The following is a 25,946-nucleotide window of genomic DNA, read 5'->3' on the forward strand; positions in this document are numbered from 1 at the left end:
GACAACGGATAACAGGCGCAAAAGAGATAAAATGGCGGCTTATTTGTAACGGAGCACATTTTTATGAAATGGGCAGTAGTCAGTATTTTTATTCTGTCGGTGTTGTACGTCCACTTTCGCGGCAAGGCGCGCCTGCCGTTTTTCCGGCAGCTGTTCGACCATTCGTCGATCATGGCCCCGCTCAACATCTTCATGTACATGTTTTCCAAGGTGCCGACCAACACGCCCTACCTGCCGACCAGCACCTTCGCCGACCTGAAGATCCTGGAAGACAACTGGGAAACCATACGCGATGAAGCCAAGGGCCTGATCGGCCTGGAAAAGATCCGCGCCGCGGAAAAGAACGACGACGCCGGCTTCAACTCTTTTTTCAAGGCCGGCTGGAAACGCTTCTACCTGAAATGGTACGACGCCAGCCATCCCTCGGCTGAGCAGTTCTGTCCCAAGACCGTGGCCCTGCTGCGCCGCACGCCGAGCGTCAAGGCGGCGATGTTTGCCGAACTCGCGCCCGGCGGCACCCTCAACCCGCACCGCGATCCGTTCGCCGGTTCGCTGCGCTACCACCTCGGCCTGGTCACGCCCAACGACGACCGCTGCTTCATCGAAGTCAACCAGCAGCGCTACAGCTGGCGCGACGGCCAGGGCGTGGTGTTCGACGAAACCTTCATCCACTGGGCGCAGAACGGCTGCGACAGCAACCGCATCATCATCTTCTGCGACATCGAACGCCCCATGCGCTACCGCTGGGCGCAGGCGATCAACCGCTGGCTGGGCCGCCACATGATGAGCGCGGCGGCGTCGCCGAACGAAACCGGCGATGAAACCGGCGGCATCAACAAGCTGTTCCGTTTTGTCTGGGCCGCCGGCCAATACCGGCGCGCGCTGAAGAAGTTCAGCAAGCCGCTGTACATGTGCATCAAGTTCGGCCTGATTATCGGCGTGGTGCTGGCCATCATTTATCTCTGAACCGCCACAGCTCGCGAACATCCGACCAAGCCGCCTTTGTGCGGCTTTTTCATGCCTGGTACACAGCCCTTATATGTTGCATTGCGGTAACAATATTTGATTTTCACAGGTAGACTACGGGCTCTACTTTGCACAAGGAAAACCCATGATGACTCGTTCGCTGATTGCCACAGCCCTCCTATCGCTCGCCGCCTGCGCCACCGGTCCATCGATCGCCCAGGACCGGGGCAGCGACGGCCTCGCCGAATCGAATGCGCAAAACCGCCCGGTCAAGGTCATGATCATCACCATGTTCGGTCCCGAAGGCCAGGCCTGGCTGGACCGCCTCGGTCCCTGGAAAACCGTCGCCGTACCGGGCCTGTCGCCCGACTATCCGAACGTTAACTGCAACAGGCAGGATGTCTGCGTAATCACCACCGGCATGGGCTACGCCAATGCCTCGGCATCGATCATGGCGCTGACGTTCTCGTCGCGCTTCGACCTGCGCCACACCTACTTCCTGATCTCCGGCATTGCCGGCGTCGATCCGGCGCGCGGCACTGTCGGTTCGGCCGCCTGGGCCAAATACCTGGTCGATTTCGGCATCCAGTGGGAACTTGATGCGCGCGAAATCCCGGCCGGCTGGAAAACCGGTTATCTCGGCATCAATACCAAGAGCCCCACCGAAAAACCGCCGCTCGATTATCGCAATGAAGTATTCCAGCTGAATCCGAAACTGGCCGACGCCGCGTTTTCCCTGTCGCGCAATGTCGTGCTGGCCGACAGCGCGCAGGCGCAGGTAGCACGCTCCAAGTTCAGCTATGCGCCGGCCAACCAGCCGCCGTCGGTAGTCCAGTGCGACATCGCATCCGGCAACACCTGGTGGTCAGGCACGCTGCTGGGCGAACGCGCGCGCGAATGGACCAAGATCCTGACCGACAACAAGGGTGTGTATTGCATGACAGCGCAGGAAGACAATGCAACCTTCGAAGCATTGAAGCGTGCATCGAGCACCAAGCGGGTCGACCTGAACCGCGTGGCGGCATTGCGCACAGGCTCGGATTTCGACAGGCCTTACCAGGGGCAGACCAGTGCCGACAACCTGCTCAACTACGCGGACCAGGGCGGCTTCGTGCCGGCCACCGAGAACCTGTATCGCGCGGGCAATCCGCTGGTGCAGGATATCGTGACGCATTGGGGTGAATGGCGGGATGGCGTGCCGCATCGGTGAGTGTTGTCTATCTAAGGATCAAGCCGCCTTTGGCGGCTTTTTTATTTCCGGGCAGTTGATCCATGCCATCGGAGAAATCGAATCAAGCCACGCTCAATTCAATGTGCTTGCCAAGCGCACTCATTGCGTCGGAAATTCTGTCGATCTTGGTTGTGTGATGCAGATCAATCAGACGGTTTACTTCCTGTTTCGTTGTATCCATGCGAAGAGCCAGATCAGTCGGCCGGATATGTTGCGCCAGCATTTCATTGAGCAGCAGAACCTTGGCTGTAACACTCAGCGGAATATCTACCAAAATCTCCCCTCTTTTTGCCTTGGATGGCAATGGCACCTTGCGCTTGTCCTCGAAATAAAAATCCATGGCGCTCAGTAATACATCGGCAGCCATGTCGAGCGCTTCGAATTTATCATCGCCTTGACTAATGGCCTCAGGTATGTCGCGGAAAGTAACGACAAAACCACCATCAGGATCCGGCGTGAGTGTTGCTGGGTATTTCATAATGTCCTCGTGAAGCATATCAACCGTGGTTGCACGACCCCCAGCTTAAAACGCAGTTGCGTGGTGCAATTCGACAATCACGGGAATCTCTTCCAGATCCGCTTCATTTTAAATTGAGCTGCTTTTTCACGCCTTCAACAAGCCCTGTCTTGAGCTCCTTGTTCTGGTGTCTTGGCAGGTGGGATTGTTTGCCATGCAAATAGACTTTTATGTGTTTCGATCCGTCCTTGAAAGTCGCTCCCTGTTGCGTCAGCCACTTTACAAATTCACTTTGCTTCACCGCGCATCCTTTGCTCGCCTCGGCGATTTCAATATAACCAAAATTGCTTACCATGACAAGATAAACGTAAGCAATTTTGCATACTCACTCGTTATTGTGAGGTGACCGCTGCCAAGCATCCTTAGCGAGCATGAATAAAATATTGAGGTCATTTTATTTTTTGGTGCCAGGAACGTCTTTAGCCGAGAGGCCTAAAAAAACTGGATTAGAAACAGATTCCCCCTCTCAAACCCGCACACATTTCCGAAGCCGTTTTTCAGACATTTTCCTCTATTGCAAAAGCCAGCTTTTCATCACATTCAAATACTCGAAATCCTCTAAATCCCAGCCACTTGCCATGACGCACAGGAACATGCATAAAATTGTGTAGTTTTGTGTATAATAATATGAGCAGCGCAGACATTATCAAACAACTGAAAGCAGCCGGCTGGAAGCATGTTTCCACTCGTGGCAGCCATCACAAATACCGCCATCCCGTTACCGGCAAATCGGTAATTGTTCCGCATCCGAAGAAAGACCTGGCGCTGGGAACAACCGAGAGCATCCTGAAACACGCTGGACTGAAATGAGGACAAAATGTTATATCCGCTCTATGTATGGAAGGACAAAAGCAGCGCGTATGGCGCCCGCTTCCCGGATCTGCCCGGCGTATTTACTGCCGCCGACGAATTGAATGATCTTCCGGCCATGGCACAGGAAGCTGCGAAAACCATGTACGAGGGGGAAGTGCATATTCCCGAGGCGTCATCCATCGAGAAATGGAAAGATGCAGCGGACTACGCCGGCGGTTTCTGGATGCTGGTCGATATCGATCGTTCGAAAATCAATACCAAACCCGTCCGGCTAAACATCTCGTTGCCGGAAAACCTGTTGCGCGACATCGACGCTTTCGCCAAGTCGCATCAGCTGACCCGATCCGGATTCCTGGCCCAGGCTGCGCTGAAAGCGATGGCGCAATAGATTTTCATGTAAATATAGCAATATTATTTAGTATTGAAGACCTAAGATATCGCCAAAAATATGGTTTAGAATTGCCTTTCGGAATTATTTTCCATCGATTCCCGATGCGCCGCGGACGTCCGGCAGTCTCGCATTTGCGCCATTCCGCTTGATGGATTTCCAGTTTCACTCCGCTCTCCGGCGGGGCCAGCAGCGTCAACCAGGCTTCACTTTTTCAACTAAGGGGCAAAACCATGGCAATCGACGTATATCTGCAAATCGACGGCATCAAAGGGGAATCCACCGACGACATCCATAAGGACTGGATCGAGTGCAAATCGGTGCAATGGGAAGTGCTGCAGCCGAAATCGGCCACTGCATCCACCGCGGGCGGCCATACCGCCGAGCGCTGCGAGCACAAGGATATCGTGATCACCAAGCTGGCCGACCTGGCTTCGCCGCTGCTGCTGCAAAACTGCTCGTCGGGCAAGACCATTCCAAAAGCGAAATTCGAATTCCTGCGCGCCGACGGCAAGGGCGAACGCATCCGCTACTTCGAGATCGAGCTGGAGAACCTGCTGATTTCCGATGTCGCTCCGTCCGTCACGGAAGGCAATGTGCTGAGCGAAACCGTCAGCCTGAAGTACTCCAAGGTCAAATGGAAATATACCCAGCAAAAAATCGCCGGCGGCTCGGGCGGCAATACTTCGGGCGGCTGGGATTTGTCGACCAACAAGGTCGCGTAATTTCGCTGCACAAACAAAAAGAGCCGTGGCAATCACGGCTCTTTTTTTAAGATCTGCTTTCCCCTCAGCCGCGCGCCGGCAATATCTTGCCGCTGACCGCACCAAAGCCGACGCGGTAACCATCGCCTTGGCACCAGCCTGTCATTCCCACTTCATCGCCGTCCTGGATAAAACTGCGCTGGACGCCGTCCGCCAGGGTCAGTGGATTCTTGCCGTTCCATGTCAGCTCCAGCAGGCTGCCGAACGATTCCGGTGTGCTGCCGCTGATGGTGCCTGAACCCATCAGGTCGCCGATGCGGGTGTTGCAGCCGGAGACCGTGTGGTGCGCCAGCTGCTGCACCATGGTCCAGTACATGGCTTTGAAGTTGGTGCGGCAGATGGTTTGCGCTGCCGCGGTTTCACCTGGCTTGAGCGAGACTTCCAGCGTGATGTCGTAACCGTTCTTGCCGCTCTGCTGCAGGTAAGGCAGCGGCTGAGGCTGCTGCGCCGGGCTGGCGACGCGGAATGGCTCCAGTGCCTCCATCGTGACTACCCATGGCGAAATCGAAGTCGCGAACGACTTGCTGTTGAACGGCCCCAGCGGCACGTATTCCCATTGCTGCAGATCGCGCGCGCTCCAGTCGTTGAGCAGGACCATGCCGAAGATATGCTGTTCCGCATCGGCGATGTCGATCGGTTCGCCCAGTGCATTCGGCTGGCCGATGATGAAGCCGGTTTCCAGTTCGAAATCGAGCTTGCGGCAGGCGCCGAAGATGGGGGCGTCGGCGTCCGGCAGTTTCAGCTGGCCCATCGGCCGCTGCAGCGGCGTGCCGCTGACCACCACCGAACTGGCGCGACCGTTGTAGCCGATCGGGATATGCAGCCAGTTCGGCAGCAACGCATTGGCCGGGTCGCGGAACATGGAGCCGACATTGGTCGCGTGTTCCTTCGACGAATAGAAATCGGTATAGCCAGGAATGTCCAGCGGCAGGTGCATCGTTGCCTGGTCCTGGGCGATGAATGCCTTGGCGCGTAGGGCCTGGTTGTCGCGCAGCTGCAGGTTGTCGTCGCGCAGCAGCTCGCTGACGGCGGCGCGTGTGCTGCGCCAGGCTGGCCGGCCCAGTGCGATGAACGGGTTCAGGGTGGGCTGGCGGAATATCTCAGGACTTGCGCTCAGCAAACCCGCTTCGGCCAATGCGCTCAAATCGAGAATCTGGTCGCCGATTGCAACGCCGACGCGCGGCGCAGGATTGACGGCATCGCTGAACACGCCGAACGGCAGATTCTGGATAGGAAAATGCGACTCCGCCGGAGTCGGGATAAATGATTTCAGCGCAGGATCGTTAGTTTGCATGGTGTCTGTCTTGATTAAGGTTGACCGTTGAAATGCTTTTGCAGGCCGTGCCAGCATTGCAGGTAATCTTTCTGCAGCAGCGGCGTCGCCAATGCATAAGGTGTCGGGTGGATCACGTAGCGGCTTTCAAACATGAAAGCCATTGTATTGTCGATGCGGTGCGGCGCCAATGTCGCGCTTGAGGCCTTGTCGAAAGTCGCTGCATCAGGACCATGGCCGCTCATGCAGTTATGCAGGCTGCCGCCGCCGGGAGTGAAGCCGTCGGCCTTGGCGTCGTAGGCGCCGTGGATAAGGCCCATGTATTCGCTCATGACGTTGCGGTGGAACCATGGCGGCCGGAAGGTGTGCTCGGCCACCATCCAGCGCGGCGGGAAAATCACGAAATCCACATTCGCGGTACCGTGCGTATCCGAGGGCGAGGTCAGCACCGTGAAAATGGACGGATCGGGATGGTCGAAACTGACCGTGTTGATGGTGTTGAACAGGCTCAGGTCATATTTGTACGGCACGTAGTTGCCGTGCCAGGCCACCACATCCAGCGGCGAATGGCCGATGCGCGCAGCCCATAACTTCCCGCCGAACTTGGCCAGCAGCTGGAATTCGCCTTCCCGGTCTTCATATGCCGCCACCGGCGCCTGGAAATCGCGCGCGTTGGCCAGGCCGTTGGAACCGATCGGCCCCAGTTCCGGCAGCTGGAAAGCCGCGCCATAGTTCTCGCAGATATAACCGCGCGCGCTGCCATCCGGCAGTTCGATGCGGAAGCGCATGCCGCGCGGGATCACCACGATTTCGCCCGGCTTGACTTCCAGCACGCCGAGTTCGGTCCGGGCCAGCAAACGTCCCTGCTGCGGCACGATCAGCAGTTCGCCGTCGGCATCGTAGAAAAAACGGTCGTGCATGGAACGGTTTGCCGCGTACAAGTGGATTGCAACTCCAGCCTGAGCAGCCGCATCGCCGTTGCCGGCGAAGGTAACGATGCCGTGGATGAAATCGACAGCCTGGCCGTCGTCCGGCATCGGCAAGGGATTCCAGCGCAGCTGGTCGGGCGGCGTATCGACCTGAGTGAACGGGCCGCTGGCCAGCAAAGGCTGTGGCACCTTTTCAAAAGCGTGGTGCATCGCGCCCGGCCGGATACGGTACAACCAGGAGCGCCGGTTGTGCGCACGCGGCGCGGTGAATGCGGTACCGGACAGCTGCTCCGCATACAGGCCGTAAGGCGCTTTCTGCGGCGAATTCTGGGTGGCCGGCAAGGCGCCGGGCAAGGCTTCGCTGGCGAAATCGTTGCAGAATCCCGATTGGTAGAGGAACGTGTTTTCCATGGGTTTTATCCTTGGTTCAAGTATCTTAATGTGCAACGACGGCTTGCACTTTGCTGCGGTGAGAAGTTTCCTGCATCAACATCAGCATCACGGCCGACACCAGCGCCGGCACCGCCAGCACGATGAAAATGGTGCTGTTGGGCCAGTTCAGGCGGATCAGTTCGCCGCCCAGCACCGGGCCGACGATAGAGCCGATGCGGCCGACGCCCAGGCTCCAGCCGATGCCGGTGGAGCGCAAGGTGGTCGGATAATAAGTGCCTGCCAGTGCATTGACCGCCGGCTGGCCGCCGACGATGCAGAAACCGGCGACGAAGATGCTGGCAAACAGGAACAGCAGCGAAATCTCGGGACGGCCGATCAGGAACACCGCCAGCCCGGCCACCAGGAACACCGGGATCAGCACGCGGCGGAAACCGGAGCGGTCGATCAGTTGGCCCATGATCAGAGTGCCGAGCGTGCCGCCTATTTGCAATGTGGTACCTGCCATCACGGCAGTAGCGGTCGACAGGCCGGCGTCCTTGGCAATCGTCGGCAACCAGTTCGACAGGAAATACAGGTTGACCAGGTTCATGAAATTGATGATCCACAGCAGGATCGTGACCCTGGCCCTGCCCTCCTGGAATAGCTGCAGCATGGGGGCGCCCTTGCCGGCTTTTTCGTTGACGACGTAGCGGGTATCTTGGCCGATCACGACCGCGGGATCGATACGGCGCAGCCACTTGCCGACCTGCTCCAGCCGCTTGCCGCGCAAGACCAGGAACTGCATCGACTCCGGCAGCAGGAAAATCATCAGCACGCCGATCACAAGCGGCACCAGACCGCCGACATGGAATACCGACTGCCAGCCGAAACGCGGAATCAGCGCCGCCGACAGCAAGCCGCCCAGCACCGCGCCCAGCGTAAAACCGCAGGACACCAGCATCATCAGGGTGACGCGCTTGCGTACAGGGCTGTACTCGCCGGCCAGCGCCATCGCATTCGGCATGATCGCCCCCAGCCCGAGCCCGGTAATAAAACGCAAGGCGATCAGTTGCTCCACGCTCGCGGCCAGCGGCGTCAGCAGCATGCAGGCGGCGAAGAACAAGGTGGCAGCGATCAGCACCGGACGGCGGCCGATGCGGTCGGCCAGGATGCTGAAAGCCAGCGAACCGAGCAGCATGCCGAACAGGCCGGCGCCAAACACCGGCCCGAGGTTGGCCTTGGCGATGCCCCATTCCTGGATGATGGCAGGCGCCACATAGCCCATGGCCTGGACGTCGAAACCGTCGATGATCAGGCAGATGGCGCACAACGCCAGCATGACGATCTGAAAGTTGCCGATGCGGCTGCGGTCGATCAGGGCGGGAATATCTATCGGACTACTGTTTGTCGCAATCGCCATGCGTGTCTCCGGAGAAGTTGGCGCCGTATCAATACGATCTGCTTTTGCGCATTATCATCCTTTTTATTATTCAGAAAAATAGGCAATAATTAAAATCATTTTTTAATTAACTTAAATAATATAAAATCGTCATCATGGACAGGCTGGAATCGTTACGGGTGTTTTGCCAGGTGGTGGAACTGAACAGCTTCAGCCGCGCCGCTGAACAGCTGGAGATGTCGAACGCCACCATCTCCAATCATATCGCCGCCCTCGAACGGCATTTCGGCGTGCGCCTGCTGAACCGCACCACCCGCAAGATTTCGCTGACCGACGACGGCCATAGCTGCTACCAGCGCGCGCAACGCCTGCTGGGCGACATGAGCGAGCTGGAAGACGGGCTGCAGGGCCGGCGCGTGACGCCGCAAGGCATCTTGCGCGTCGACGTACCAACCGTGATTGCGCGCATTTACCTGGCGCCGGCCCTGTCGCGTTTTGCCGAACTGTATCCGGAGCTGTCGATCAGGCTGAACGTGGGCGACCGCATGGTCGACATGGTGGAGGGGCGCGGCGATGTCTGGATCCGCATCGGCGAACTGAAGGATTCGAACATGGTGGCGCGCCGCATCTACCAGACCCGCAACCTGTGCTGCGCCTCGCCCGCTTTCCTGGCGCAGCACGGCGTGCCGCAGACACCACAGGAACTCGGCGATTTCCGCTGCCTGGCGTTCATCCACCCCAACAGCGGCCAGAACGTACCGTGGACCTTCAGCAAGGGCAAACAAGAGCTGAGCTGGGCGCCGCCCGGCAATATCGCGATCAACCACGCGGAAACCCTGATCCACGCGGCCGCCAGCGGCGCCGGCATCGTCCAGCTGCTGACGCTGTCGCTCAATCCGCAGATCCGCGCCGGCCTGCTGGCGCCGGTATTGCCGGACTGGGCCACGCCGGGGCCGCCGGTATCGGTGGTGTATCACCAGAGCCATCAGTTGTCGGCCAAGGTGAGGGTTTTTGTCGATTTTGTTACAGAGCTGTTTGCCGCTATCGATTAGATTTTCGTACCATTTTGTTTTTCAGCCAGGAGAGAAGTCATGCATTGGGTCTATCTATTGATCGCCATCGTTGCCGAAGTGATTGCCACCAGTGCCCTGAAAGCCAGCGCCGAGTTCACGCGACTAGTGCCATCGATCGTGGTGGTGGCTGGTTACCTGACAGCCTTCTATTTCCTGTCGCTGACCTTGCGCACCTTGCCGGTGGCGATCGTGTATGCGATGTGGTCGGGTATCGGCATTGCGCTGATCGCGCTGGTCGGCTGGCTGTTCCTGAAGCAGAGCCTGGACGCCGCGGCTCTGATCGGCATCGGCCTGATTGTTTCCGGCGTGCTGGTGCTGAACGTATTTTCGAAGTCGGTCTCGCACTAAGCCGGCTTCATGTCTGCCACAGCGGCGGCTCATCCATCAGCGCGATCTGCTCGCGCAGCTCCAGCACCCGGTCCTGCCAGTAGCGCTGGGTATTGAACCAGGGGAAGGCCACGGCGAAAGCCGGGTCGTCCCAGCGCCGCGCTATCCACGCCGCGTAATGGATCAGGCGCAAGGTGCGCAGTGCCTCGATCAGGTACAGCTCGCGCGTATCGAAATCGCAGAAATCTTCATAACCGGCCAGCAACGAGCCCATCTGCTGCACCATGTCGCGCCGTTCGCCCGACAGCAGCATCCACAAGTCCTGAACCGCCGGCCCCATGCGGCTGTCGTCGAAATCGACGAAGTGCGGTCCGGCGTCGGTCCACAATACATTGCTGCCGTGGCAATCGCCATGCAGGCGCAAGGCGCCGACGCTGCCGGCGCGTTCGAAACAGCGACGTACGCCATCAAGGGCTTGCGTCACGGTGCTGCGATAAGCTTCCAGCAGATCCTCCGGCACAAAGCCGTTGGCCAGCAGGAAAGCGCTGGGTTCTTCGCCGAAACTGACGATGTCCAGGGTCGGCCGGTGCCGGTAGCTGCTGAGCGCGCCGACTGCATGGATGCGGCCGAGGAAGCGGCCCAGCCATTCCAGCGTGGCGCTGTCTTCCAGTTCCGGCGCGCGGCCGCCGTGGCGCGGAAACACCGCGAAGCGGAAACCGTCGAACTGATGCAGGGTGCGGCCGTCTTCCGCCGCCCATGCCGCCACAACCGGAATCTCCCGTTCAACCAGCTCCTGCACGAAACCATGCTCTTCCAGGATCGCTTCATCGCTCCAGCGCTGCGGCCGGTAGAACTTGGCCACCAGCGGCGGCCCTTGCTCCATGCCGATCTGGTACACGCGGTTTTCATAGCTGTTGAGCGCCAGCAGGCGGCCGTCGCCGTGCAGGCCGATGCTGTCAAGCGCGTCCAGCACGGTGTCGGGGGTCAGGGTAGAGAATGAGGCCGGGCTTGGGATAGTCATGCCGGTATTGTAAGCGCCAGCGGCCTGTTCATCGCATCGATTACACTAATACCCTTGCATTGTTCATTATTGCCGGGAGCCGCTTGTGCCAGCCATCGCCCTCAACCACTACAACCTGCGCGCGCCGCGTGCACTGTTATTGCAGCTGAAGGAATTTTATTGCGAAGTGATCGGCCTGCAAGCCGGCGCGCGGCCGCCTTTCGACAATTTCGGATTCTGGCTGTATGCCGGCGACCTGGCCGTGCTGCACCTGAGCGAAGCGCGCGCCGGCGATATCCGGCATACCGATACGGCCACTACCTTCGATCATGTCGCCTTCAGCTGTGTCGATCCGGAAGAAATGGAAGCTTGCCTGCAGGCACAGGCGCTGCCTTACCAGGTGGCGTTTGTGCCCTCCATGCAGCAAAAACAGATCTTCTTGCGCGATCCGGCCGGGAATGGGGTGGAACTCAATTTCGCCCATGTAAGCTAAATAGCAAATCGCGCTGTCAGCGCGCTTCGCCAGGCAACATCGTTTTACGATATCGCTTCCTTGCCTGACAGTCCGCGCCCCACACATGCGTATTCGCCAATTAGCGCCGGTATTAGCATTGCTCATCGCCAGATTCCTGAGCCCCCTGCTGCTTTGCCTCTTTCTCAGCCGGCCGTCCATCGCAGCGCCGGCGACGCCTCCCGCAGCACCGCCGCTGATGCTGGCCAATACCTACCATCCCGGCATCACCCTGGCCGACTACTGGGTCAGCGAAAAACTGGACGGCGTGCGCGGCTACTGGGACGGCGAGAAATTGCTGACGCGCGGCGGCCAGCGGATAAACGCCCCGCCCTGGTTCACCGCCGGCTGGCCAAAAACGGCGCTGGACGGTGAACTGTGGGCCGGCCGCCGGCAGTTCAGCCATGCGGTTTCCACCGTACGCCGCGAGACGCCCGACGATGCCGCCTGGCGCCGCATGCGTTTCATGGTATTCGACCTGCCGGCGCATCCCGGCAGTTTCGACCAGCGTCTGGCCGCCTTGCAAAACACGCTCGCCAAACTTGCCATTCCCTGGGTACAGCCGGTGGCGCAGAGCAAACTCAACGACCACGCAGCCTTGCGACGCTTGCTGCAACAAACCGTCAGTCAAGGCGGCGAAGGCCTGATGCTGCACCGGGGCGCGTCGCTATACCGGGCGCAACGCAGCGACGACCTGCTCAAGGTCAAAACCCATGAGGACGCCGAAGCCAGGGTCATCGCCCACCTTCCGGGCAAAGGAAAATACCAGGGCATGCTGGGCGCCCTCTTGGTGGAAACGCCGGGCGGCCTGCGTTTCAAGCTCGGCAGCGGCTTCAGCGATGAGCTGCGGCGCCGGCCGCCGGCGCTTGGCAGCACGGTGACCTATCGCTTCCGCGGCTTGAATGACAGCGGCATACCGCGCTTCGCCAGCTTCATGCGTGTCTATGAACAATAGCCTCGGCGCTATGCCGCATCGAGATGCAGCGCCATGCGTTCCTCGTCATGAAACTGCCCGTCTATGCACAGAGCCCGGCGGTCGATGCCGCAAGAGACAAATCCCAGCTTGGCATACAGCGCCCTGGCGCCGGGATTGATGGTATTGACTTTCAAGTCCAGCTGGACCAGTTCCGGGATATTCTTGGCATGGGCGATAACCGCCTCGAACATGCTTTGCGCCACTCCGTTGGCGCGCGCCTTTGGCGTCACATAGACGCCGACAACTGTGGCCCGGTGATAAATCTTGCAGCGGGAATCGCGCACCAGGCCGACGGTGCCGACCAGGACCTCGCCTTGAAACGCACCGTAAGTCACCTGAAAAGGGCTCGCTTTCAAACGCCCCGCCATCTGTTCTTCCGGTACCGCGCTTTCTTCCTCATGCGTGGGTACGAATGAAGATGGCGAGTCGAGGATGGATTCCAGCCTCAGCTGGCGGTAGGATGCAAGGTCTGCCGGGGTTAATGCTCTGATTTTCATATAAGATGAACTGATGTGGATAAACTTGTCACAGGATAAATGATTGTTCGCAGGCAAGCAGCTCGAATATTTCTCAGCCGGCGGCATTTCAATCGTAAAATCCGTATCCCCATTTCCATCGTAAATTTAAGCGGCCAATTCCATGAATCTCGACGAACCCCTCTCAGACAAAGAATTTGACGAACTGGACGACTTCCTGTTGTCCGATCGTTGTGCTGAAGACAGCATGACCATGGATACCCTGCACGGCTACCTGACGGCGCTGGTGATCGGTCCGGAGCAGGTGTTGCTGGGCGAATGGCTGCCGCACGTATGGGGACCGTCGCTGAAGGATGCGCCGAAATTCAAGTCCGACAAGGAATATGAAAAGATCGTCGGCCTGATCGCGCGCTACATGAATGAAATCGCGGTCACGCTGGAAGTGGCGCCGAAAGAATACGAACCGCTGTTCTGCGAACACGAGCACGAAGGCAAGTCGCTGCTCGACGGCGAAGCCTGGACCTGGGGTTTCTGGGAAGGCATCAACCTGCGCGCCAAGGCCTGGGAACCGATCTGGCATTCCAACCTGGCGACAGTAGTGCGGCCTATCTACCTGCTGGGTGCGGAAGAACTGGAAGAAGAAGAAATGGCGCTGCGCGAAGATCCGGTGCAGCGCCACAAGCTGGCGGTGGAAGTGGAAGCGGCGATTCCGGAAATCTACCGTTACTGGCTGCCGCACCGCAAATCCGCGGTTACCACTATCCAGCGCGAAACGCCGAAAGTCGGCCGCAATGACGAATGTCCTTGCGGCAGCGGCAAGAAATTCAAGAAATGCTGCGGCGTCGATTCAAAGGAAGATTAAGCAGGACGGCGAATGGCTAGCCATCCGCCTTGCTACAGCATTATTCCTTGATGAAATGCTCGCGGTAATAGCGCAGTTCTTCAATCGATTCGATGATGTCCGCCAGCGCGGTATGCTTCTGGTGCTTCTTGAAGCCGCTGGCCAGTTCCGGCTTCCAGCGGCGGCACAGTTCTTTCAGGGTCGACACGTCCAGGTTGCGGTAGTGGAAAAACGCTTCCAGCTTGGGCATGCCGCGCGCCATGAAGCGGCGGTCCTGGCAGATCGTGTTGCCGCACATGGGCGACTTGCCGTTCGGCACATATTTCTTCAGGAACTCGATCAGGGCCAGTTCGGCCTCGCTTTCGGTCACGGTCGAGTTTTTCACTTTTTCGATCAGGCCGGAGCGGCCGTGGGTGCCCTTGTTCCAGGCATCCATGCCGTCCATGATTTCGTCCGGCTGATGGATTGCAAACACCGGGCCTTCCGCCAGGATGTTCAGTTGCGGATCTGTCACCACCACCGCCACTTCAATGATGCGGTCGCTGTCCGGATTGAGGCCGGTCATTTCCATGTCGACCCAGATCAGGTTGAATTCGTTAGGCCGCACCGGCGCCGCTGGCGCTGCCGGCGTTGCAGTGGTAGTGGCGATGGCAGTAGGTGCGTCGGCGGCTTGTGACATAATTGTTCTCTTCGTTATATTTAGCTAAGACAGGCCCGGCATTTGTTTGCGCAAGCCATAGAACGGCTATTTTCTCACATAGGGACTAAGGGACTACATGTCTTCATTTGCATTTTCGGTTTTGTTTGTGGTTTTCCTGGCAATCACCCTGGTGGTGCGCTTTTGGCTGAGTTCGCGCCAGATCCGGCATGTTTTGGCCCATCGCAGCGCGGTGCCGGCGGAATTCGCCGAAAAGATCCCGCTGGCGGCCCACCAGCGCGCTGCCGACTATACTGTCGCCAAGACCAAATTCGGCCTGTTTTCGATGCTGGTGAGCGCCGCGGTGCTGATCGGCTTCACCCTGCTGGGCGGCTTGCAATGGCTGTCCAGCGCCATGTTCAACTGGGCCGGTCCCGGCATGGTCTACCAGATCGGCTTGCTGGTGGCGTTTGCCCTGATTTCCGGCCTGATCGACCTGCCGCTCGATTATTACAAGCAATTTGTACTTGAAGCCCGTTTCGGCTTCAACAAGATGACCGTCAAGCTGTTTTTCACCGACATGCTGAAAAGCAGCCTGATCGGCGCCGCCATCGGCTTGCCGCTGATCTGGGTGGTATTGCAGCTGATGGCGAAATCGGGCGGTCTCTGGTGGTTCTACGCCTGGCTGGTGTTCAGCGCTTTCCAGCTGCTGATGCTGGTGCTCTTCCCGACCGTGATCGCGCCGCTGTTCAACAAATTCACGCCGCTCAACGACGACAGCCTGCGCGACCGCATCGAAGGCTTGATGAAACGGGTCGGCTTCGCTTCCAAGGGCCTGTTCGTGATGGATGGTTCCAAGCGCAGCGCCCACGGCAACGCCTACTTCTCGGGCTTCGGCTCCGGCAAGCGCATCGTGTTTTTCGACACCCTGCTGGCGCGCCTGGCGCCGCATGAGATCGAAGCGGTGCTGGCGCACGAGCTGGGCCATTTCAAGCTGAAGCACATCGTCAAGCGCATTGTCGTGATGTTCGCGATTTCGCTGGCTTTCCTGGCCTTGCTCGGTTACCTGAAGCAGCAACTGTGGTTCTACACCGGCCTCGGCGTCAATCCGCTGCTGCTGGCCGACCTCAGCAACAACGACGCGATGGCGCTGATCCTGTTCATGCTGGCGCTGCCGATTTTCACTTTCCTGCTGTCGCCGCTGTCGTCGATCAGCTCGCGCAAACACGAATTCGAAGCCGATGCCTTTGCCGCCAAGCACACCGACGCCAACGACCTGGTGGCGGCGCTGGTCAAGCTGTATGAAGACAATGCCTCAACCCTGACGCCGGATCCGCTGCACTCGGCATTTTACGATTCGCACCCGCCGGCTTCGGTGCGCATCAACAAGCTATCGGCCGCCCATGGCTGAGCACAACAGGCAGGATGCAAAACAGCCTGGCAACCAGGCCGGCAGCGGCCTGGTGATTGCCGCCCACGGCCGGCACTACCTGGTGCAAGGAACAATTGAAGGCAAATCGCTGAAACTGCAATGCGTCACGCGCGGCAAGAAAAGCGATGTCGCCGTCGGCGACCGCGTGCAGCTGAAACTGACCTCGCCCAACCAGGGCGTGATCGAAGCCATCGACGAGCGCCGCAGCCTGCTGTACCGTTCCGACCAGTACAAATCCAAGCTGCTGGCCGCCAACGTCACCCAGCTGTTCATCGTGGTGGCGACCGAACCGGGTTTTGCCGACGACCTGATTTCACGCGCGCTGGTGGCGGCAGAAGCCGCCGGCGTCACCGCCCACATCGTGCTTAACAAGACCGATATCGTCGAAGCGCTGGAGAAAACCCGGCAACGGCTGCAAATGTATGCCGCCCTCGGTTATCCGGTGCATGAAGTGTCGGCGCGCGCCTTTCCGGAACAGACCTGCGCCACGCTGGCGCCCCTGCTGGCGGGCCAGTCGACTATCCTGATCGGCCAGTCAGGCATGGGCAAGTCGTCGCTGATCAACCTGATCGTGCCGGACGCCGACATCGCCGTGCGCGAAATTTCCGCCGCCCTCGACACCGGCAAACACACCACCACCTTCACCCGCCTGTATGAAATCGAAATAGATGCGGATTCGACTGACACCAGCCTGGACGGCCATCCGGCCAACATCATCGATTCGCCCGGTTTCCAGGAATTCGGGCTGTATCAACTAAGCGAAGGCATGCTGGAACGCGCCTTCGTCGAATTCTCTCCCTACCTCGGCAAATGCAAGTTTTACAATTGCCATCACCTGATCGAACCGAGCTGCGCCGTGCTGGAAGCCGTCAAGGAAAACAAGATAGCGCCCATGCGCCACCAGCTGTACGTGCAATTGCTGCATGAATCGTCGCAAAAGCTGTATTGATTGCCAAAAACACCATTTTTTGACAGGTATCTTTTCTACTGAAATCCCTTATAATTGAAGCACTTATTTCATTTCTAAGCCAATCTCAGGTAGCAGGGAAAACGGCAGCGCGGCAGCTGATGCAGCAATAATGCAACAAATGAGCAGTTGTTTTAAAAATGGAATTCCAACTATCGGCGGCAGTCGCCACAGCGGCCGCCGTTTTCATTTATGGCAATCAAACATTACCTGCAGTTTTCTGATTTTTCGCTGGACGAATACGAGTACGTGATTGAACGTAGCCGTCTCATCAAACGCAAATTCAAGAATTACGAACCGCACTACACGCTGCTCGACCGCACGCTGGTGATGGTGTTCGAGAAAAATTCGACCCGCACCCGCCTCTCGTTCGAAGCCGGCATGCACCAGCTGGGCGGCGCCGCCATCTACCTCAACACGCGCGACAGCCAGCTTGGCCGCGGCGAACCGGTGGAGGATGCGGCGCAGGTAATGTCGCGCATGTGCGACGTCATCATGATCCGTACTTTCGGCCAGGACATCATCGAGCGCTTCGCCACCCACTCGCGAGTGCCGGTGATCAACGGCCTGACCAACGAGCAGCATCCCTGCCAGGTGCTGGCCGATGTCTTCACCTACATCGAACACCGCGGCTCCATCGCCGGCAAGAAAGTGGCATGGATCGGCGACGCCAACAACATGCTGTATTCCTGGCTGCAAGCGGCCCAGGTATTCGGTTTCCACGTCAATGTCTCGACCCCCAAGGGTTACGACATCGATCCGGGCCAGGTGGCTGCGGACAACCAGCGCTACACCTTCTTCGCCAACCCGTCCGACGCCTGCGAAGGGGTCGACCTGGTCACCACCGACGTCTGGACCAGCATGGGTTATGAAGACGAAAACGCTGCGCGCCTGAAAGCCTTCGACGGCTGGATCGTCGACCAGGCCAAGATGCAGCGCGCCCAGCCCGACGCCTTGTTCATGCACTGCCTGCCGGCTCATCGCGGCGAGGAAGTCGCGGCCGAAGTGATCGACGGCCCGCAATCGGTGGTCTGGGATGAAGCCGAGAACCGCCTGCATGTGCAAAAGGCGTTGCTGGAATATCTGGTGCTCGGAAAAATCGATTAACAGTACGAAACGTACGAACCCGCGGTACAAACAGCACAAACCCAGTTACAACAACTCTCACGAAATATCATGTCCAATATCCTGCAATCCGTTCCAGTTAACGAAAAAGTCGGCATCGCCTTTTCAGGCGGCCTAGATACCAGCGCCGCGCTGCACTGGATGCGCCAGAAAGGCGCCATTCCTTACGCCTATACCGCCAACCTGGGCCAGCCCGACGAGCCGGACTACGACGCCATTCCGAAGAAAGCCAAGGCCTACGGCGCCGAACTGGCGCGCCTGGTCGATTGCCGCGAACAGCTGGTGGCCGAAGGCATCGCCGCGCTGCAGAGCGGCGCCTTCCACATCTCCACCGCGGGAGTCACCTACTTCAACACCACCCCGCTCGGACGCGCCGTCACCGGCACCATGCTGGTGGCCGCCATGCGCGAAGACAATGTCGATATCTGGGGCGACGGCAGCACCTTCAAGGGCAACGATATCGAGCGTTTCTACCGCTACGGCCTGCTGGTCAATCCCAAGCTGCGCATCTACAAACCCTGGCTCGACGACAAGTTCATCGACGAATTGGGCGGCCGCAAGGAAATGTCGGAATTCATGATCGCATCGGGTTTCGATTACAAGATGTCGGTGGAAAAAGCCTATTCGACCGATTCCAACATGCTCGGCGCCACGCATGAAGCGAAAGACCTCGAGTTCCTGAATTCCGGCATGAAGATCGTGGAGCCGATCATGGGTGTCGCTTTCTGGCGCGACGACGTCGAAGTCAAGCGCGAGGAAGTCACCGTGCGTTTCGAGGAAGGCCGTCCGGTAGCACTCAACGGCATCGTGTACGCCAGCCAGGTCGAACTGATGATGGAAGCCAACCGCATCGGCGGACGCCACGGCCTCGGCATGAGCGACCAGATCGAAAACCGCATCATCGAAGCCAAGAGCCGCGGCATCTATGAAGCGCCGGGCCTGGCCCTGCTGTTCATCGCCTACGAGCGCCTGGTCACCGGCATCCATAACGAAGACACCATCGAGCAATACCGCGAAAGCGGCCGCCGCCTGGGCCGCCTGCTGTATCAAGGCCGCTGGTTCGATTCGCAGGCGATCATGCTGCGCGAATCGGCGCAACGCTGGGTAGCCCGCGCCATCACCGGCGAAGTGACGATCGAGCTGCGCCGCGGCAACGATTATTCCATCCTCAACACCGAGTCGGCCAACCTGACCTACCATCCGGATCGCCTGACCATGGAAAAGGGTGCCGGCGCGTTCTCGCCGCAAGACCGTATCGGCCAGCTGACCATGCGCAACCTCGACATCAGCGATACCCGCCAGAAGCTGGCGATCTATCAAAGCACCGGCCTGCTGGCATCCAGCAACGCGGTATCGCTGCCGCTGCTCGACAAAGACGAATAACCCACGCCAACGAAAAGAACCCAACATGACTACTCAGTTCGATAATGTCACGGTCCTCAAGCAAGGCAATGTCTATTTCGACGGCAAGTGCGTTTCCCATACCGTGGTTTTCGCCGACGGCAGCAAGAAGACGCTGGGCGTGATCCTGCCCTCGTCGCTGACTTTCAGCACCGGCGTCGCCGAAATCATGGATGTCACCAGCGGCAGCTGCCGCGTGCGCCAGAAGGGCCAGGCTTGGACCACCTATAGCAGCGGCGAGAGTTTTGAGGTGCCGGCCAATTCGAGTTTTGATATCGAAACGCTGGAAACCTTGAACTACGTCTGCCATTACGCCTGAGGCGGGTAAAAAATAGGCAAAAAAAAACCCGCGATGCTGTTGCATGGCGGGTTAAATCCATTACCTTAGGGAGTGTTGGATATGAGGCATAACAGAGTTTAATTCCGTTATGTGACCTAATAATGACACATTAAGATACAAAGTGCTTGCACCTCAAACAAAAATAGGTTCCGGCTCCAGTCCCACCCCAAATCTCGCCATGACATCGGCTTGCACTGCCTGCGCCAGGTGCACCACATCCTGGCCGCTGGCGCCGCCGCGGTTGACCAGCACCAGCGCCTGTTTTTCATAGACGCCGGCCGCGCCCAGGCTCTTCCCCTTCCAGCCGCACTGATCGATCAGCCAGCCTGCAGCCAGCTTGAAACCGCCGTCTGCTTGTTGATAACTCACCAATTGCGGATGTTGCGCCAGCAAGGCAGCACGTTGCGCCGCCGTTACAATAGGATTCTTGAAAAAACTGCCGGCATTGCCGATCACCGCCGGGTCCGGCAATTTGCGGGTGCGGATGGCGATCACCGCGTCGCTGATATCGCGCGCGCTCGGCTGCGCCAGCTTGCGCGCGTCCAGCTCTTGCGCCACATCGGCATAGCGCAGGTCGGGCTGCCAGCGCTTGGGCAAGGCGAAGGTAACGTCCAGCACCACCGCCCGGTCGCGCAGGCTGTGCTTGAAGATGCTGTCGCGGTAGGCAAACGCGCAGGCATTGCGATCCAGGGACAGGATTTCACCGCTATCCATGTCGATGGCGGTCAAGCCATGGAAGCGCTCTTGCAGTTCGATGCCGTAAGCGCCGATATTCTGGATAGGCGCGGCGCCGACGCTGCCGGGAATCAGAGACAGGTTTTCCAGCCCGGCCAGCCCCTGCTTCAAGGTCCACAGCACCAGCTCATGCCAGTTTTCGCCGGCGGCGGCGCGCACATAAATGGCGTCGTCGTCTTCGCCGACGATTTCCCGTCCGCGATTACACATATGCAACACCAGCCCCGGGAAATCCTGGGTCAGCACCAGGTTGCTGCCGCCGCCCAGCACCAGGCGCGGCAGGCGCGACAAGTGTGATGCATCGGCGTCTGCCCTGAGTGCCTGCAGGGTAGCCAGCGAGGTGACCGGCAAATAGGCATGCGCGCTGGCGTCGATACCGAAGGTATTGTGCCGGCGCAGCGAAAAATCGAATTGGAACGGAAGCTGGGAGATAGTCATAGCACCGGGATTATAAAGTAAGTAACTGCGGCCGGCGGGCAGCAAGAGATAGGCCGGCAAGCAAGAAATAGCGCGGCAAGACCGTTTCTTGTCCGCTAAAATGCGCATAGCTCGACGGCGGCTCCAGTTTGAGCCAGCCGGCTTTGTTTGAACATACTGAAGGAATATCACCATGCCATCATTCGATACCGTATCGGAAGCCAACCTGGTCGAAGTAAAAAACGCCAATGACCAGGCCAACAAGGAAATCTCGACCCGCTTCGACTTCAAGGGCAGCGACGCCCGCATCGAGTTGAAAGAGCGCGACCTGACCGCCTATGCCGACTCGGAATTCCAGCTGAGCCAGGTGCGCGACGTGCTGACCGCAAAACTGGTCAAGCGCAACGTCGACACCCGCTTCCTCGACATCGGCAAGATCGAAAAGATCGGCGGCGACAAGGTCAAGCAGGTCATCAAGATCAAGAACGGCATCGAATCCGAAGCGGCCAAGAAGATCGTGCGCATCGTCAAGGACAGCAAGATGAAAGTCCAAGCCAGCATCCAGGGCGACGCCGTGCGCATCACCGGCGCCAAGCGCGACGATTTGCAGGCAGCGATGGCGATGTTGCGCAAGGAAGTGGCCGATTTGCCACTCGAATTCAATAATTTCCGTGACTAAATTGAAACTAGGCAACATATAAGGTTATCATCCACCTGCTGTTGCCTGCTGACTACGAAATCAGCGGCACTATCTTAACCTCTTGCCAAGAAAGTCGGACCCCATGCGCCCGCTTGCCCTGATCTCCAGCCTGTTTCTGTTTGCCTCCGTCACCGCCCAAGCTTCCGACATCGGCGTGGTCGGCCTGTTCCCGGGCAAGGCGGTGCTGGTGATCGACGGCTCCGGGCCGAAGACCTTCGCAGTCGGCAGCAAGGTCACCGATGACGTCAAGCTGGTGGAAGCCAACAGCTCCACTGCAACGCTGGAAATCAAAGGCAAGCGCCAGGTCATCGGTATCGGCGACTATGTCAGCCGCAGCGCCCCGGGCGCCACTTCCAGCGTCACCCTGAAAGTCAATCCGCAAGGCCACTTCGTGGCCCAAGCGCAGATCAACGGCGCCATGATGACCATGCTGGTCGATACCGGCGCCACCATGATCGCCCTGCCGGCATCGGATGCGATGCGGCTCGGCGTCGACTACAAGAAGGGCCGGATGACCACGGTCAGCACCGCCAACGGCTCGGCGCCGGCGTATATGGTGAAACTGAATACCGTCAAGATCGGCGATATCGAAATGAATCAGGTCGATGCCCTGGTGCAGGAAGCCGGGCTGCCGTTCGCGCTGCTCGGCATGTCGTTCCTGAACCGCACCGAAATGAAACGCGAAGGCGAGATGATGGTGCTGACCAAGCGCTTCTGACAGCGCCTGATCTGCATGTGGGCGGATCCATATCCGCCCTTTTGAACTGCCCGCTTAGGCCGGGCTGCTATTGAGCAGACGGCGTTGTTTTACCGCTGCCGCCAAACCTTCCAGCACCGCCACGCTTTCTTCCCAGTTGATGCAGCCGTCGGTCACCGACTGGCCGTAGACCAGTTCCTTGCCCGGCACCAAGTCCTGGCGGCCGGCGATCAGGTGCGATTCCACCATGACGCCGACGATACGGCCGTCGCCCGCGGCAACTTGGCTGCCGATGTCGGCGCATACAGGAATCTGGTTTTCCGGCTTCTTCGAGCTGTTGGCGTGCGAAGCATCGATCATCAGGCGCGATGCCAGGCCGCTGTTGGCGATATCCTTGCAAGCCGCATCGACGCTGGCCGCATCGTAGTTAGGCGCCTTGCCGCCGCGCAGGATGATATGGCAGTCTTCATTGCCGTTGGTCGACACGATCGCCGAGTGGCCGCCCTTGGTCACCGACAGAAAATGATGCGGCTGCGAAGCGGCCTTGATGGCGTCGACTGCAATCTTGATGTTGCCGTCGGTGCCGTTCTTGAAACCGACCGGGCACGACAGGCCGGAAGCCAGCTCTCGGTGCACCTGCGATTCGGTGGTGCGGGCACCGATCGCTCCCCAGCTGATCAGGTCGGCGATGTATTGCGGGCTGATCACATCCAGGAATTCGGTGCCGGCCGGCAAGCCCAGCTCGTTGATGTTCAGCAGCAGCTCGCGCGCCATGCGCAGGCCGTCGTTGATGCGGAAGCTGTTGTCCATGTACGGATCGTTGATCAGGCCCTTCCAGCCCACCGTGGTGCGCGGCTTTTCGAAGTACACGCGCATGACGATTTCCAGCTCGCCCTTGAAACGCTCGCGCTCGCCGACCAGGCGGCCGGCATATTCCATCGCCGCCTTGGTGTCGTGGATCGAACATGGGCCGATCACCACCATCAAGCGGTCATCCTGGCCGTGCAAGATACGATGCAAGGCAATGCGCGAATTGGCAGCCGTATCGGCCACTTTTTCGGAGCAGCCGAATTCGCGGATCAAATGGGACGGTGGAACTAATTCTTTCATTTCTCGTATGCGCAGATCGTCGGTGCGTAGCATGTTTTTCTCCTGGCTCAAAAGTGACTGGGTATAAAAAAACCGCCATCGCTGGCGGTTTTTTAGAAATTTCGGTTTGCTCTTTACTTACGAACGCTTACCGCTTTTCACCGCCGTGGGGCTGGAATAGCTAAAGTAAAAAAAGAAGTAAGCGCGTGCGAAAGACATGTTTTTCAGTAAAGGATTATTAAAATCAAGGCCAATAGTGCAGGATTTCCAGAAATTTGGCAAGGCCAGGATTACCACAGACCAGAACACCGTTCCAAGGAAGCCAAGCGGACCATGGAGTACACGCGTCTCAACCGATGGCTTTACTCAGCTATGCAATGACTTAAGCGCGACATCCGGTGCCGTTGATACAATTTTGAGCAAAGCGGCAGCCGGACCAGTCGGACTGCGTCGGTGCTGCTCCCAGTTTTGCAAGGTCTTGATACTGACACGCATCAGTTTTGCAAATTCGCTCTGAGATAAGCCAATTTGCTCGCGAACGGCTTTTACGTCAGTAGGCGGCATCTGAAATCGGCGCGATGCCTCAGCTTTCCCTTGGGAAATAGCCTTTGCTTCTTTCAGGCTCTGCAGCAGATCATCAAAAAGTGCATTTTCCATCCCTACAACTCCTTCACAAACTCTCTCAAAATAGCAATTTCCTTATCGGTTAGCGTATCTTTTTTTGATTTCGGATAGGCCACTAACATGTAAATTTGATGGTTATCCTTTATCCAATAATAGATCACTCTGATTCCTCCGCTTTTGCCACGACCTCGCGCTGCGTACCGCATTTTGCGAATGCCGCCGCCATCTTTGATGACATCGCCCCGTGACGGATCCTCCATCAGTACCGATTGCAGTTTCCGATATTCTTCCTCTGCAAGCAACGCCGTGATCATACGAGTAAAAGTAGGAGTCTCGATGAATTCCATTACCATTATATACGCCATTGGCGTATAGCGAAATATCGGTCATTTTGGTCGCTGATATGACCGGCTGGTAAAAAAGGAATATTGGAACAATATGGAAACTCTATTTCGCGAAGAGCTTCCAGTAAAGTCATACGACATAGCGTAATCACCTAAACAGCTGTCTCGCGCGCGACGGTGGCGTACCAACCACCATCATTCGCGGGCAATCCTGGCTCCGGTAAAGCAAGCCAGGATTTACGCGTAATCAATGCATCGCAACCGCATGTCCCGCCCCAACGATAGGCGCAATCCCGTCCCGCCGGTCCAGCCGGCCCGCCAGTGAAGTCAGGCCCAGCGCACCGAGCACCACAATGGCGCCGATCCAGGGTGTCGCCATCAAGCCAAGATGGCTGACGATCAGCCCGCCGCCCCAGGCGCCCAGCGCAATCCCGACATTGAACGCCGCGATGTTCAGGCCGGAAGCCACATCCACCGCACGCGGCGCATGACGTTCAGCCTGCTGCACCACATACACCTGCAAGCCCGGCACATTGCCGAAGGCGAAAGCCCCCAGGCCAGCACGGTCAGCACAGCCAGCCAAGGATTGGCCGCAGTGAAAGTCAGTACAAACAAGACTACTGCCAGCAAGGCAAACACGATCTGCAATGCATGGATCGGCCCCTTCTTGTCGGCCAGCTTGCCGCCCCAGATATTACCGAAGGCAACTGAAACGCCATACACCAGCATCACCAGGCTGACGGTGGAGGCCGAAAAACCGGAGATTTCCTGCAGGATCGGCGCCAGGTAGGTAAAGGCGATGAAAGAACCGCCATAACCCAGCGCAGTGATCGCATACACCAGCAACAGCCGCGGTTTCTTCAGGACCGCAGCCTGGGTCAGCAAAGAGGCGGGCTTGCTGCTGGCGATATTGTTCGGCACCAGGATCCAGCTGCCGACAAACGCGATCACTCCCAGCAGCGACACCGCCAGGAAAGTCGACTGCCAGCCGAAGGTCTGGCCGATGAAAGTACCAAGCGGCACGCCGGTGACCAAGGCAACGGTCAGCCCGGTGAACATGAGGGCGATTGCACTGGCGGCCTTTTCTTTGGGCACCAGACCGGTGGCAATGGTCGACCCGATCGAGAAGAACACGCCGTGCGCCAGCCCTGTCAGCACCCGCGCCGCCATCAGCGCTTCATAGCTCGGCGCCATCCATGCCACCAGGTTGCCGATCGTGAACAAGGCCATCAGGCCAAGCAAAAGCTGCTTGCGCGGCACGCGGCCGGTCAAGGCTGTCAGCACCGGCGCGCCTACCGCAACACCCAGCGCATAAAGGCTGACCAGCAGGCCGGCCGACGGAACGGAAACGCCAAGACTGAAGGCGATAGTGGGAATCAGGCCAACGATAACGAATTCTGTCGTACCGATGGCAAAAGCGCTGAGCGTGAGCGCCCAAAGTGCAAGTGGCATGATGATTTTCCTGTTTGAAGTTTGACGCCATGCAGTTTGACGGCAGGCGCAATAAAGAAAAACCACTGTGACCACAATACATATTTGACTATAAATCAAATATATACAGAATTTAATGCAAATTTCGCAT

At 58.4% G+C, this 25,946-nt stretch carries 29 protein-coding genes and 1 pseudogene; 17 read left to right on the forward strand and 13 right to left on the reverse strand.

What is annotated here, in order from left to right; translation table 11 throughout:
• The first annotated feature begins 63 nt into the window (after positions 1-63).
• Positions 64-966 carry a lipid A hydroxylase LpxO gene (lpxO, locus tag CFter6_RS18285; protein WP_014007191.1) on the forward strand — a complete coding sequence of 301 codons (903 nt, stop codon included), beginning with the start codon at positions 64-66 and terminating at the stop codon, positions 964-966.
• Positions 967-1,111: 145 nt separating this feature from the next.
• Entirely contained in the window at positions 1,112-2,176 is a 1,065-nt protein-coding gene (locus tag CFter6_RS18290) for a purine-nucleoside phosphorylase (protein ID WP_061541131.1), read from the forward strand.
• An 82-nt stretch (positions 2,177-2,258) separates the two neighbouring features.
• Here CFter6_RS18290 and CFter6_RS18295 read toward each other — a convergent pair whose 3' ends face one another.
• Positions 2,259-2,678, reverse strand: a complete 420-nt coding sequence (locus tag CFter6_RS18295; protein WP_269465639.1) for a type II toxin-antitoxin system HicB family antitoxin — start codon at positions 2,676-2,678, stop codon at positions 2,259-2,261.
• 100 nt (positions 2,679-2,778) lie between these two features.
• Entirely contained in the window at positions 2,779-3,009 is a 231-nt protein-coding gene (locus tag CFter6_RS18300; protein ID WP_335340292.1) for a type II toxin-antitoxin system HicA family toxin, read from the reverse strand.
• Positions 3,010-3,341: 332 nt separating this feature from the next.
• Between CFter6_RS18300 and CFter6_RS18305 the strand changes: the two genes are divergently transcribed.
• The 3 genes from CFter6_RS18305 (at position 3,342) to CFter6_RS18315 (ending at position 4,640) form a co-directional block, all read left to right on the forward strand.
• Positions 3,342-3,524, forward strand: a complete 183-nt coding sequence (locus tag CFter6_RS18305; protein WP_061541132.1) for a type II toxin-antitoxin system HicA family toxin — start codon at positions 3,342-3,344, stop codon at positions 3,522-3,524.
• Positions 3,525-3,531: 7 nt separating this feature from the next.
• Complete coding sequence (locus CFter6_RS18310; RefSeq protein WP_061541133.1) at positions 3,532-3,915, forward strand: type II toxin-antitoxin system HicB family antitoxin; 384 nt, start codon at positions 3,532-3,534, stop codon at positions 3,913-3,915.
• A gap of 233 nt (positions 3,916-4,148) precedes the next feature.
• The gene (locus CFter6_RS18315) at positions 4,149-4,640 is read left to right on the forward strand and encodes an Hcp family type VI secretion system effector (RefSeq protein ID WP_061541134.1); all 492 of its coding nucleotides are present in this window, start codon (positions 4,149-4,151) and stop codon (positions 4,638-4,640) included.
• A gap of 64 nt (positions 4,641-4,704) precedes the next feature.
• Here CFter6_RS18315 and fahA read toward each other — a convergent pair whose 3' ends face one another.
• The 3 genes from fahA to CFter6_RS18330 are packed head-to-tail and all read right to left on the reverse strand — an operon-like array spanning position 4,705 to position 8,673.
• Entirely contained in the window at positions 4,705-6,030 is a 1,326-nt protein-coding gene (gene fahA, locus CFter6_RS18320) for a fumarylacetoacetase (RefSeq protein ID WP_417924776.1), read from the reverse strand.
• Positions 5,988-7,292: a homogentisate 1,2-dioxygenase gene (hmgA, locus tag CFter6_RS18325; protein ID WP_061541136.1), complete on the reverse strand. Its 1,305-nt coding sequence runs from the start codon at positions 7,290-7,292 to the stop codon at positions 5,988-5,990. The genes fahA and hmgA overlap by 43 nt, the downstream gene beginning before the upstream one ends.
• A 25-nt stretch (positions 7,293-7,317) precedes the next feature.
• Positions 7,318-8,673, reverse strand: coding sequence for an MFS transporter (locus CFter6_RS18330; protein WP_061541137.1), 1,356 nt, complete (start codon positions 8,671-8,673; stop codon positions 7,318-7,320).
• Between the two features lie 134 nt (positions 8,674-8,807).
• On the opposite strand from CFter6_RS18330, the gene CFter6_RS18335 reads away from it, so the two are divergent.
• Both CFter6_RS18335 and CFter6_RS18340 read left to right on the forward strand, forming a co-directional pair.
• The gene (locus CFter6_RS18335; RefSeq protein ID WP_061541138.1) at positions 8,808-9,704 is read left to right on the forward strand and encodes a LysR family transcriptional regulator; all 897 of its coding nucleotides are present in this window, start codon (positions 8,808-8,810) and stop codon (positions 9,702-9,704) included.
• A 39-nt stretch (positions 9,705-9,743) separates the two neighbouring features.
• Positions 9,744-10,073, forward strand: coding sequence for a DMT family transporter (locus CFter6_RS18340; protein ID WP_061541139.1), 330 nt, complete (start codon positions 9,744-9,746; stop codon positions 10,071-10,073).
• A 7-nt stretch (positions 10,074-10,080) separates the two neighbouring features.
• Here CFter6_RS18340 and CFter6_RS18345 read toward each other — a convergent pair whose 3' ends face one another.
• Entirely contained in the window at positions 10,081-11,073 is a 993-nt protein-coding gene (locus CFter6_RS18345) for a serine/threonine protein kinase (RefSeq protein ID WP_061541140.1), read from the reverse strand.
• A gap of 85 nt (positions 11,074-11,158) precedes the next feature.
• On the opposite strand from CFter6_RS18345, the gene CFter6_RS18350 reads away from it, so the two are divergent.
• Positions 11,159-11,545 (forward strand): VOC family protein, encoded by a 387-nt coding sequence (locus CFter6_RS18350; RefSeq protein ID WP_061541141.1) that lies wholly within the window; start codon positions 11,159-11,161, stop codon positions 11,543-11,545.
• Between the two features lie 118 nt (positions 11,546-11,663).
• A complete protein-coding gene (locus CFter6_RS18355) occupies positions 11,664-12,518 on the forward strand; it encodes a DNA ligase (RefSeq protein WP_417924777.1) in 855 nt (284 codons plus the stop codon).
• Positions 12,519-12,526: 8 nt separating this feature from the next.
• Here the strand turns inward: CFter6_RS18355 and CFter6_RS18360 are convergent, their stop codons facing one another.
• Positions 12,527-13,036, reverse strand: coding sequence for a GNAT family N-acetyltransferase (locus tag CFter6_RS18360; protein WP_167351411.1), 510 nt, complete (start codon positions 13,034-13,036; stop codon positions 12,527-12,529).
• A gap of 142 nt (positions 13,037-13,178) precedes the next feature.
• Here CFter6_RS18360 and CFter6_RS18365 point away from each other — a divergent pair, with 142 nt between their 5' ends.
• Positions 13,179-13,877, forward strand: coding sequence for a UPF0149 family protein (locus tag CFter6_RS18365; protein WP_061541144.1), 699 nt, complete (start codon positions 13,179-13,181; stop codon positions 13,875-13,877).
• Positions 13,878-13,917: 40 nt separating this feature from the next.
• Here CFter6_RS18365 and orn read toward each other — a convergent pair whose 3' ends face one another.
• The gene (orn, locus tag CFter6_RS18370; protein ID WP_061541145.1) at positions 13,918-14,535 is read right to left on the reverse strand and encodes an oligoribonuclease; all 618 of its coding nucleotides are present in this window, start codon (positions 14,533-14,535) and stop codon (positions 13,918-13,920) included.
• Between the two features lie 97 nt (positions 14,536-14,632).
• Here orn and CFter6_RS18375 point away from each other — a divergent pair, with 97 nt between their 5' ends.
• The 5 genes from CFter6_RS18375 (at position 14,633) to ppnP (ending at position 19,737) form a co-directional block, all read left to right on the forward strand.
• A complete protein-coding gene (locus CFter6_RS18375) occupies positions 14,633-15,904 on the forward strand; it encodes a M48 family metallopeptidase (protein WP_061541146.1) in 1,272 nt (423 codons plus the stop codon).
• Entirely contained in the window at positions 15,897-16,874 is a 978-nt protein-coding gene (gene rsgA, locus CFter6_RS18380) for a ribosome small subunit-dependent GTPase A (RefSeq protein WP_061541147.1), read from the forward strand. Before CFter6_RS18375 ends, rsgA begins: the two co-directional genes overlap by 8 nt.
• A 210-nt stretch (positions 16,875-17,084) precedes the next feature.
• Positions 17,085-17,999: an ornithine carbamoyltransferase gene (gene argF / locus CFter6_RS18385; protein WP_061541148.1), complete on the forward strand. Its 915-nt coding sequence runs from the start codon at positions 17,085-17,087 to the stop codon at positions 17,997-17,999.
• Positions 18,000-18,068: 69 nt separating this feature from the next.
• Positions 18,069-19,400, forward strand: a complete 1,332-nt coding sequence (gene argG / locus CFter6_RS18390) for an argininosuccinate synthase (RefSeq protein ID WP_061541149.1) — start codon at positions 18,069-18,071, stop codon at positions 19,398-19,400.
• 25 nt (positions 19,401-19,425) lie between these two features.
• Positions 19,426-19,737, forward strand: coding sequence for a pyrimidine/purine nucleoside phosphorylase (ppnP, locus tag CFter6_RS18395; protein WP_061541150.1), 312 nt, complete (start codon positions 19,426-19,428; stop codon positions 19,735-19,737).
• Positions 19,738-19,890: 153 nt separating this feature from the next.
• Here ppnP and murB read toward each other — a convergent pair whose 3' ends face one another.
• The gene (gene murB, locus CFter6_RS18400) at positions 19,891-20,931 is read right to left on the reverse strand and encodes a UDP-N-acetylmuramate dehydrogenase (protein WP_061541151.1); all 1,041 of its coding nucleotides are present in this window, start codon (positions 20,929-20,931) and stop codon (positions 19,891-19,893) included.
• Positions 20,932-21,103: 172 nt separating this feature from the next.
• Between murB and CFter6_RS18405 the strand changes: the two genes are divergently transcribed.
• Together CFter6_RS18405 and CFter6_RS18410 are read left to right on the forward strand one after the other, a co-directional pair.
• Positions 21,104-21,589, forward strand: a complete 486-nt coding sequence (locus CFter6_RS18405) for a YajQ family cyclic di-GMP-binding protein (protein WP_014007212.1) — start codon at positions 21,104-21,106, stop codon at positions 21,587-21,589.
• Between the two features lie 103 nt (positions 21,590-21,692).
• A complete protein-coding gene (locus CFter6_RS18410; RefSeq protein WP_061541152.1) occupies positions 21,693-22,328 on the forward strand; it encodes a retropepsin-like aspartic protease family protein in 636 nt (211 codons plus the stop codon).
• Between the two features lie 54 nt (positions 22,329-22,382).
• Here CFter6_RS18410 and aroG read toward each other — a convergent pair whose 3' ends face one another.
• The 4 genes and pseudogenes from aroG to CFter6_RS18430 form a co-directional block, all read right to left on the reverse strand.
• Positions 22,383-23,450 carry a 3-deoxy-7-phosphoheptulonate synthase AroG gene (aroG, locus tag CFter6_RS18415; RefSeq protein ID WP_061541153.1) on the reverse strand — a complete coding sequence of 356 codons (1,068 nt, stop codon included), beginning with the start codon at positions 23,448-23,450 and terminating at the stop codon, positions 22,383-22,385.
• A 312-nt stretch (positions 23,451-23,762) separates the two neighbouring features.
• Entirely contained in the window at positions 23,763-24,053 is a 291-nt protein-coding gene (nadS, locus tag CFter6_RS18420; RefSeq protein WP_061541154.1) for a NadS family protein, read from the reverse strand.
• 2 nt (positions 24,054-24,055) lie between these two features.
• Positions 24,056-24,367 carry a type II toxin-antitoxin system RelE/ParE family toxin gene (locus tag CFter6_RS18425; RefSeq protein ID WP_061542459.1) on the reverse strand — a complete coding sequence of 104 codons (312 nt, stop codon included), beginning with the start codon at positions 24,365-24,367 and terminating at the stop codon, positions 24,056-24,058.
• Between the two features lie 244 nt (positions 24,368-24,611).
• Positions 24,612-25,816: pseudogene (locus CFter6_RS18430) on the reverse strand (MFS transporter).
• Between the last annotated feature and the right edge of the window lie 130 nt (positions 25,817-25,946).

Origin of the sequence: Collimonas fungivorans (genome assembly GCF_001584145.1) — a bacterium.
Lineage (GTDB): Bacteria > Pseudomonadota > Gammaproteobacteria > Burkholderiales > Burkholderiaceae_D > Collimonas > Collimonas fungivorans.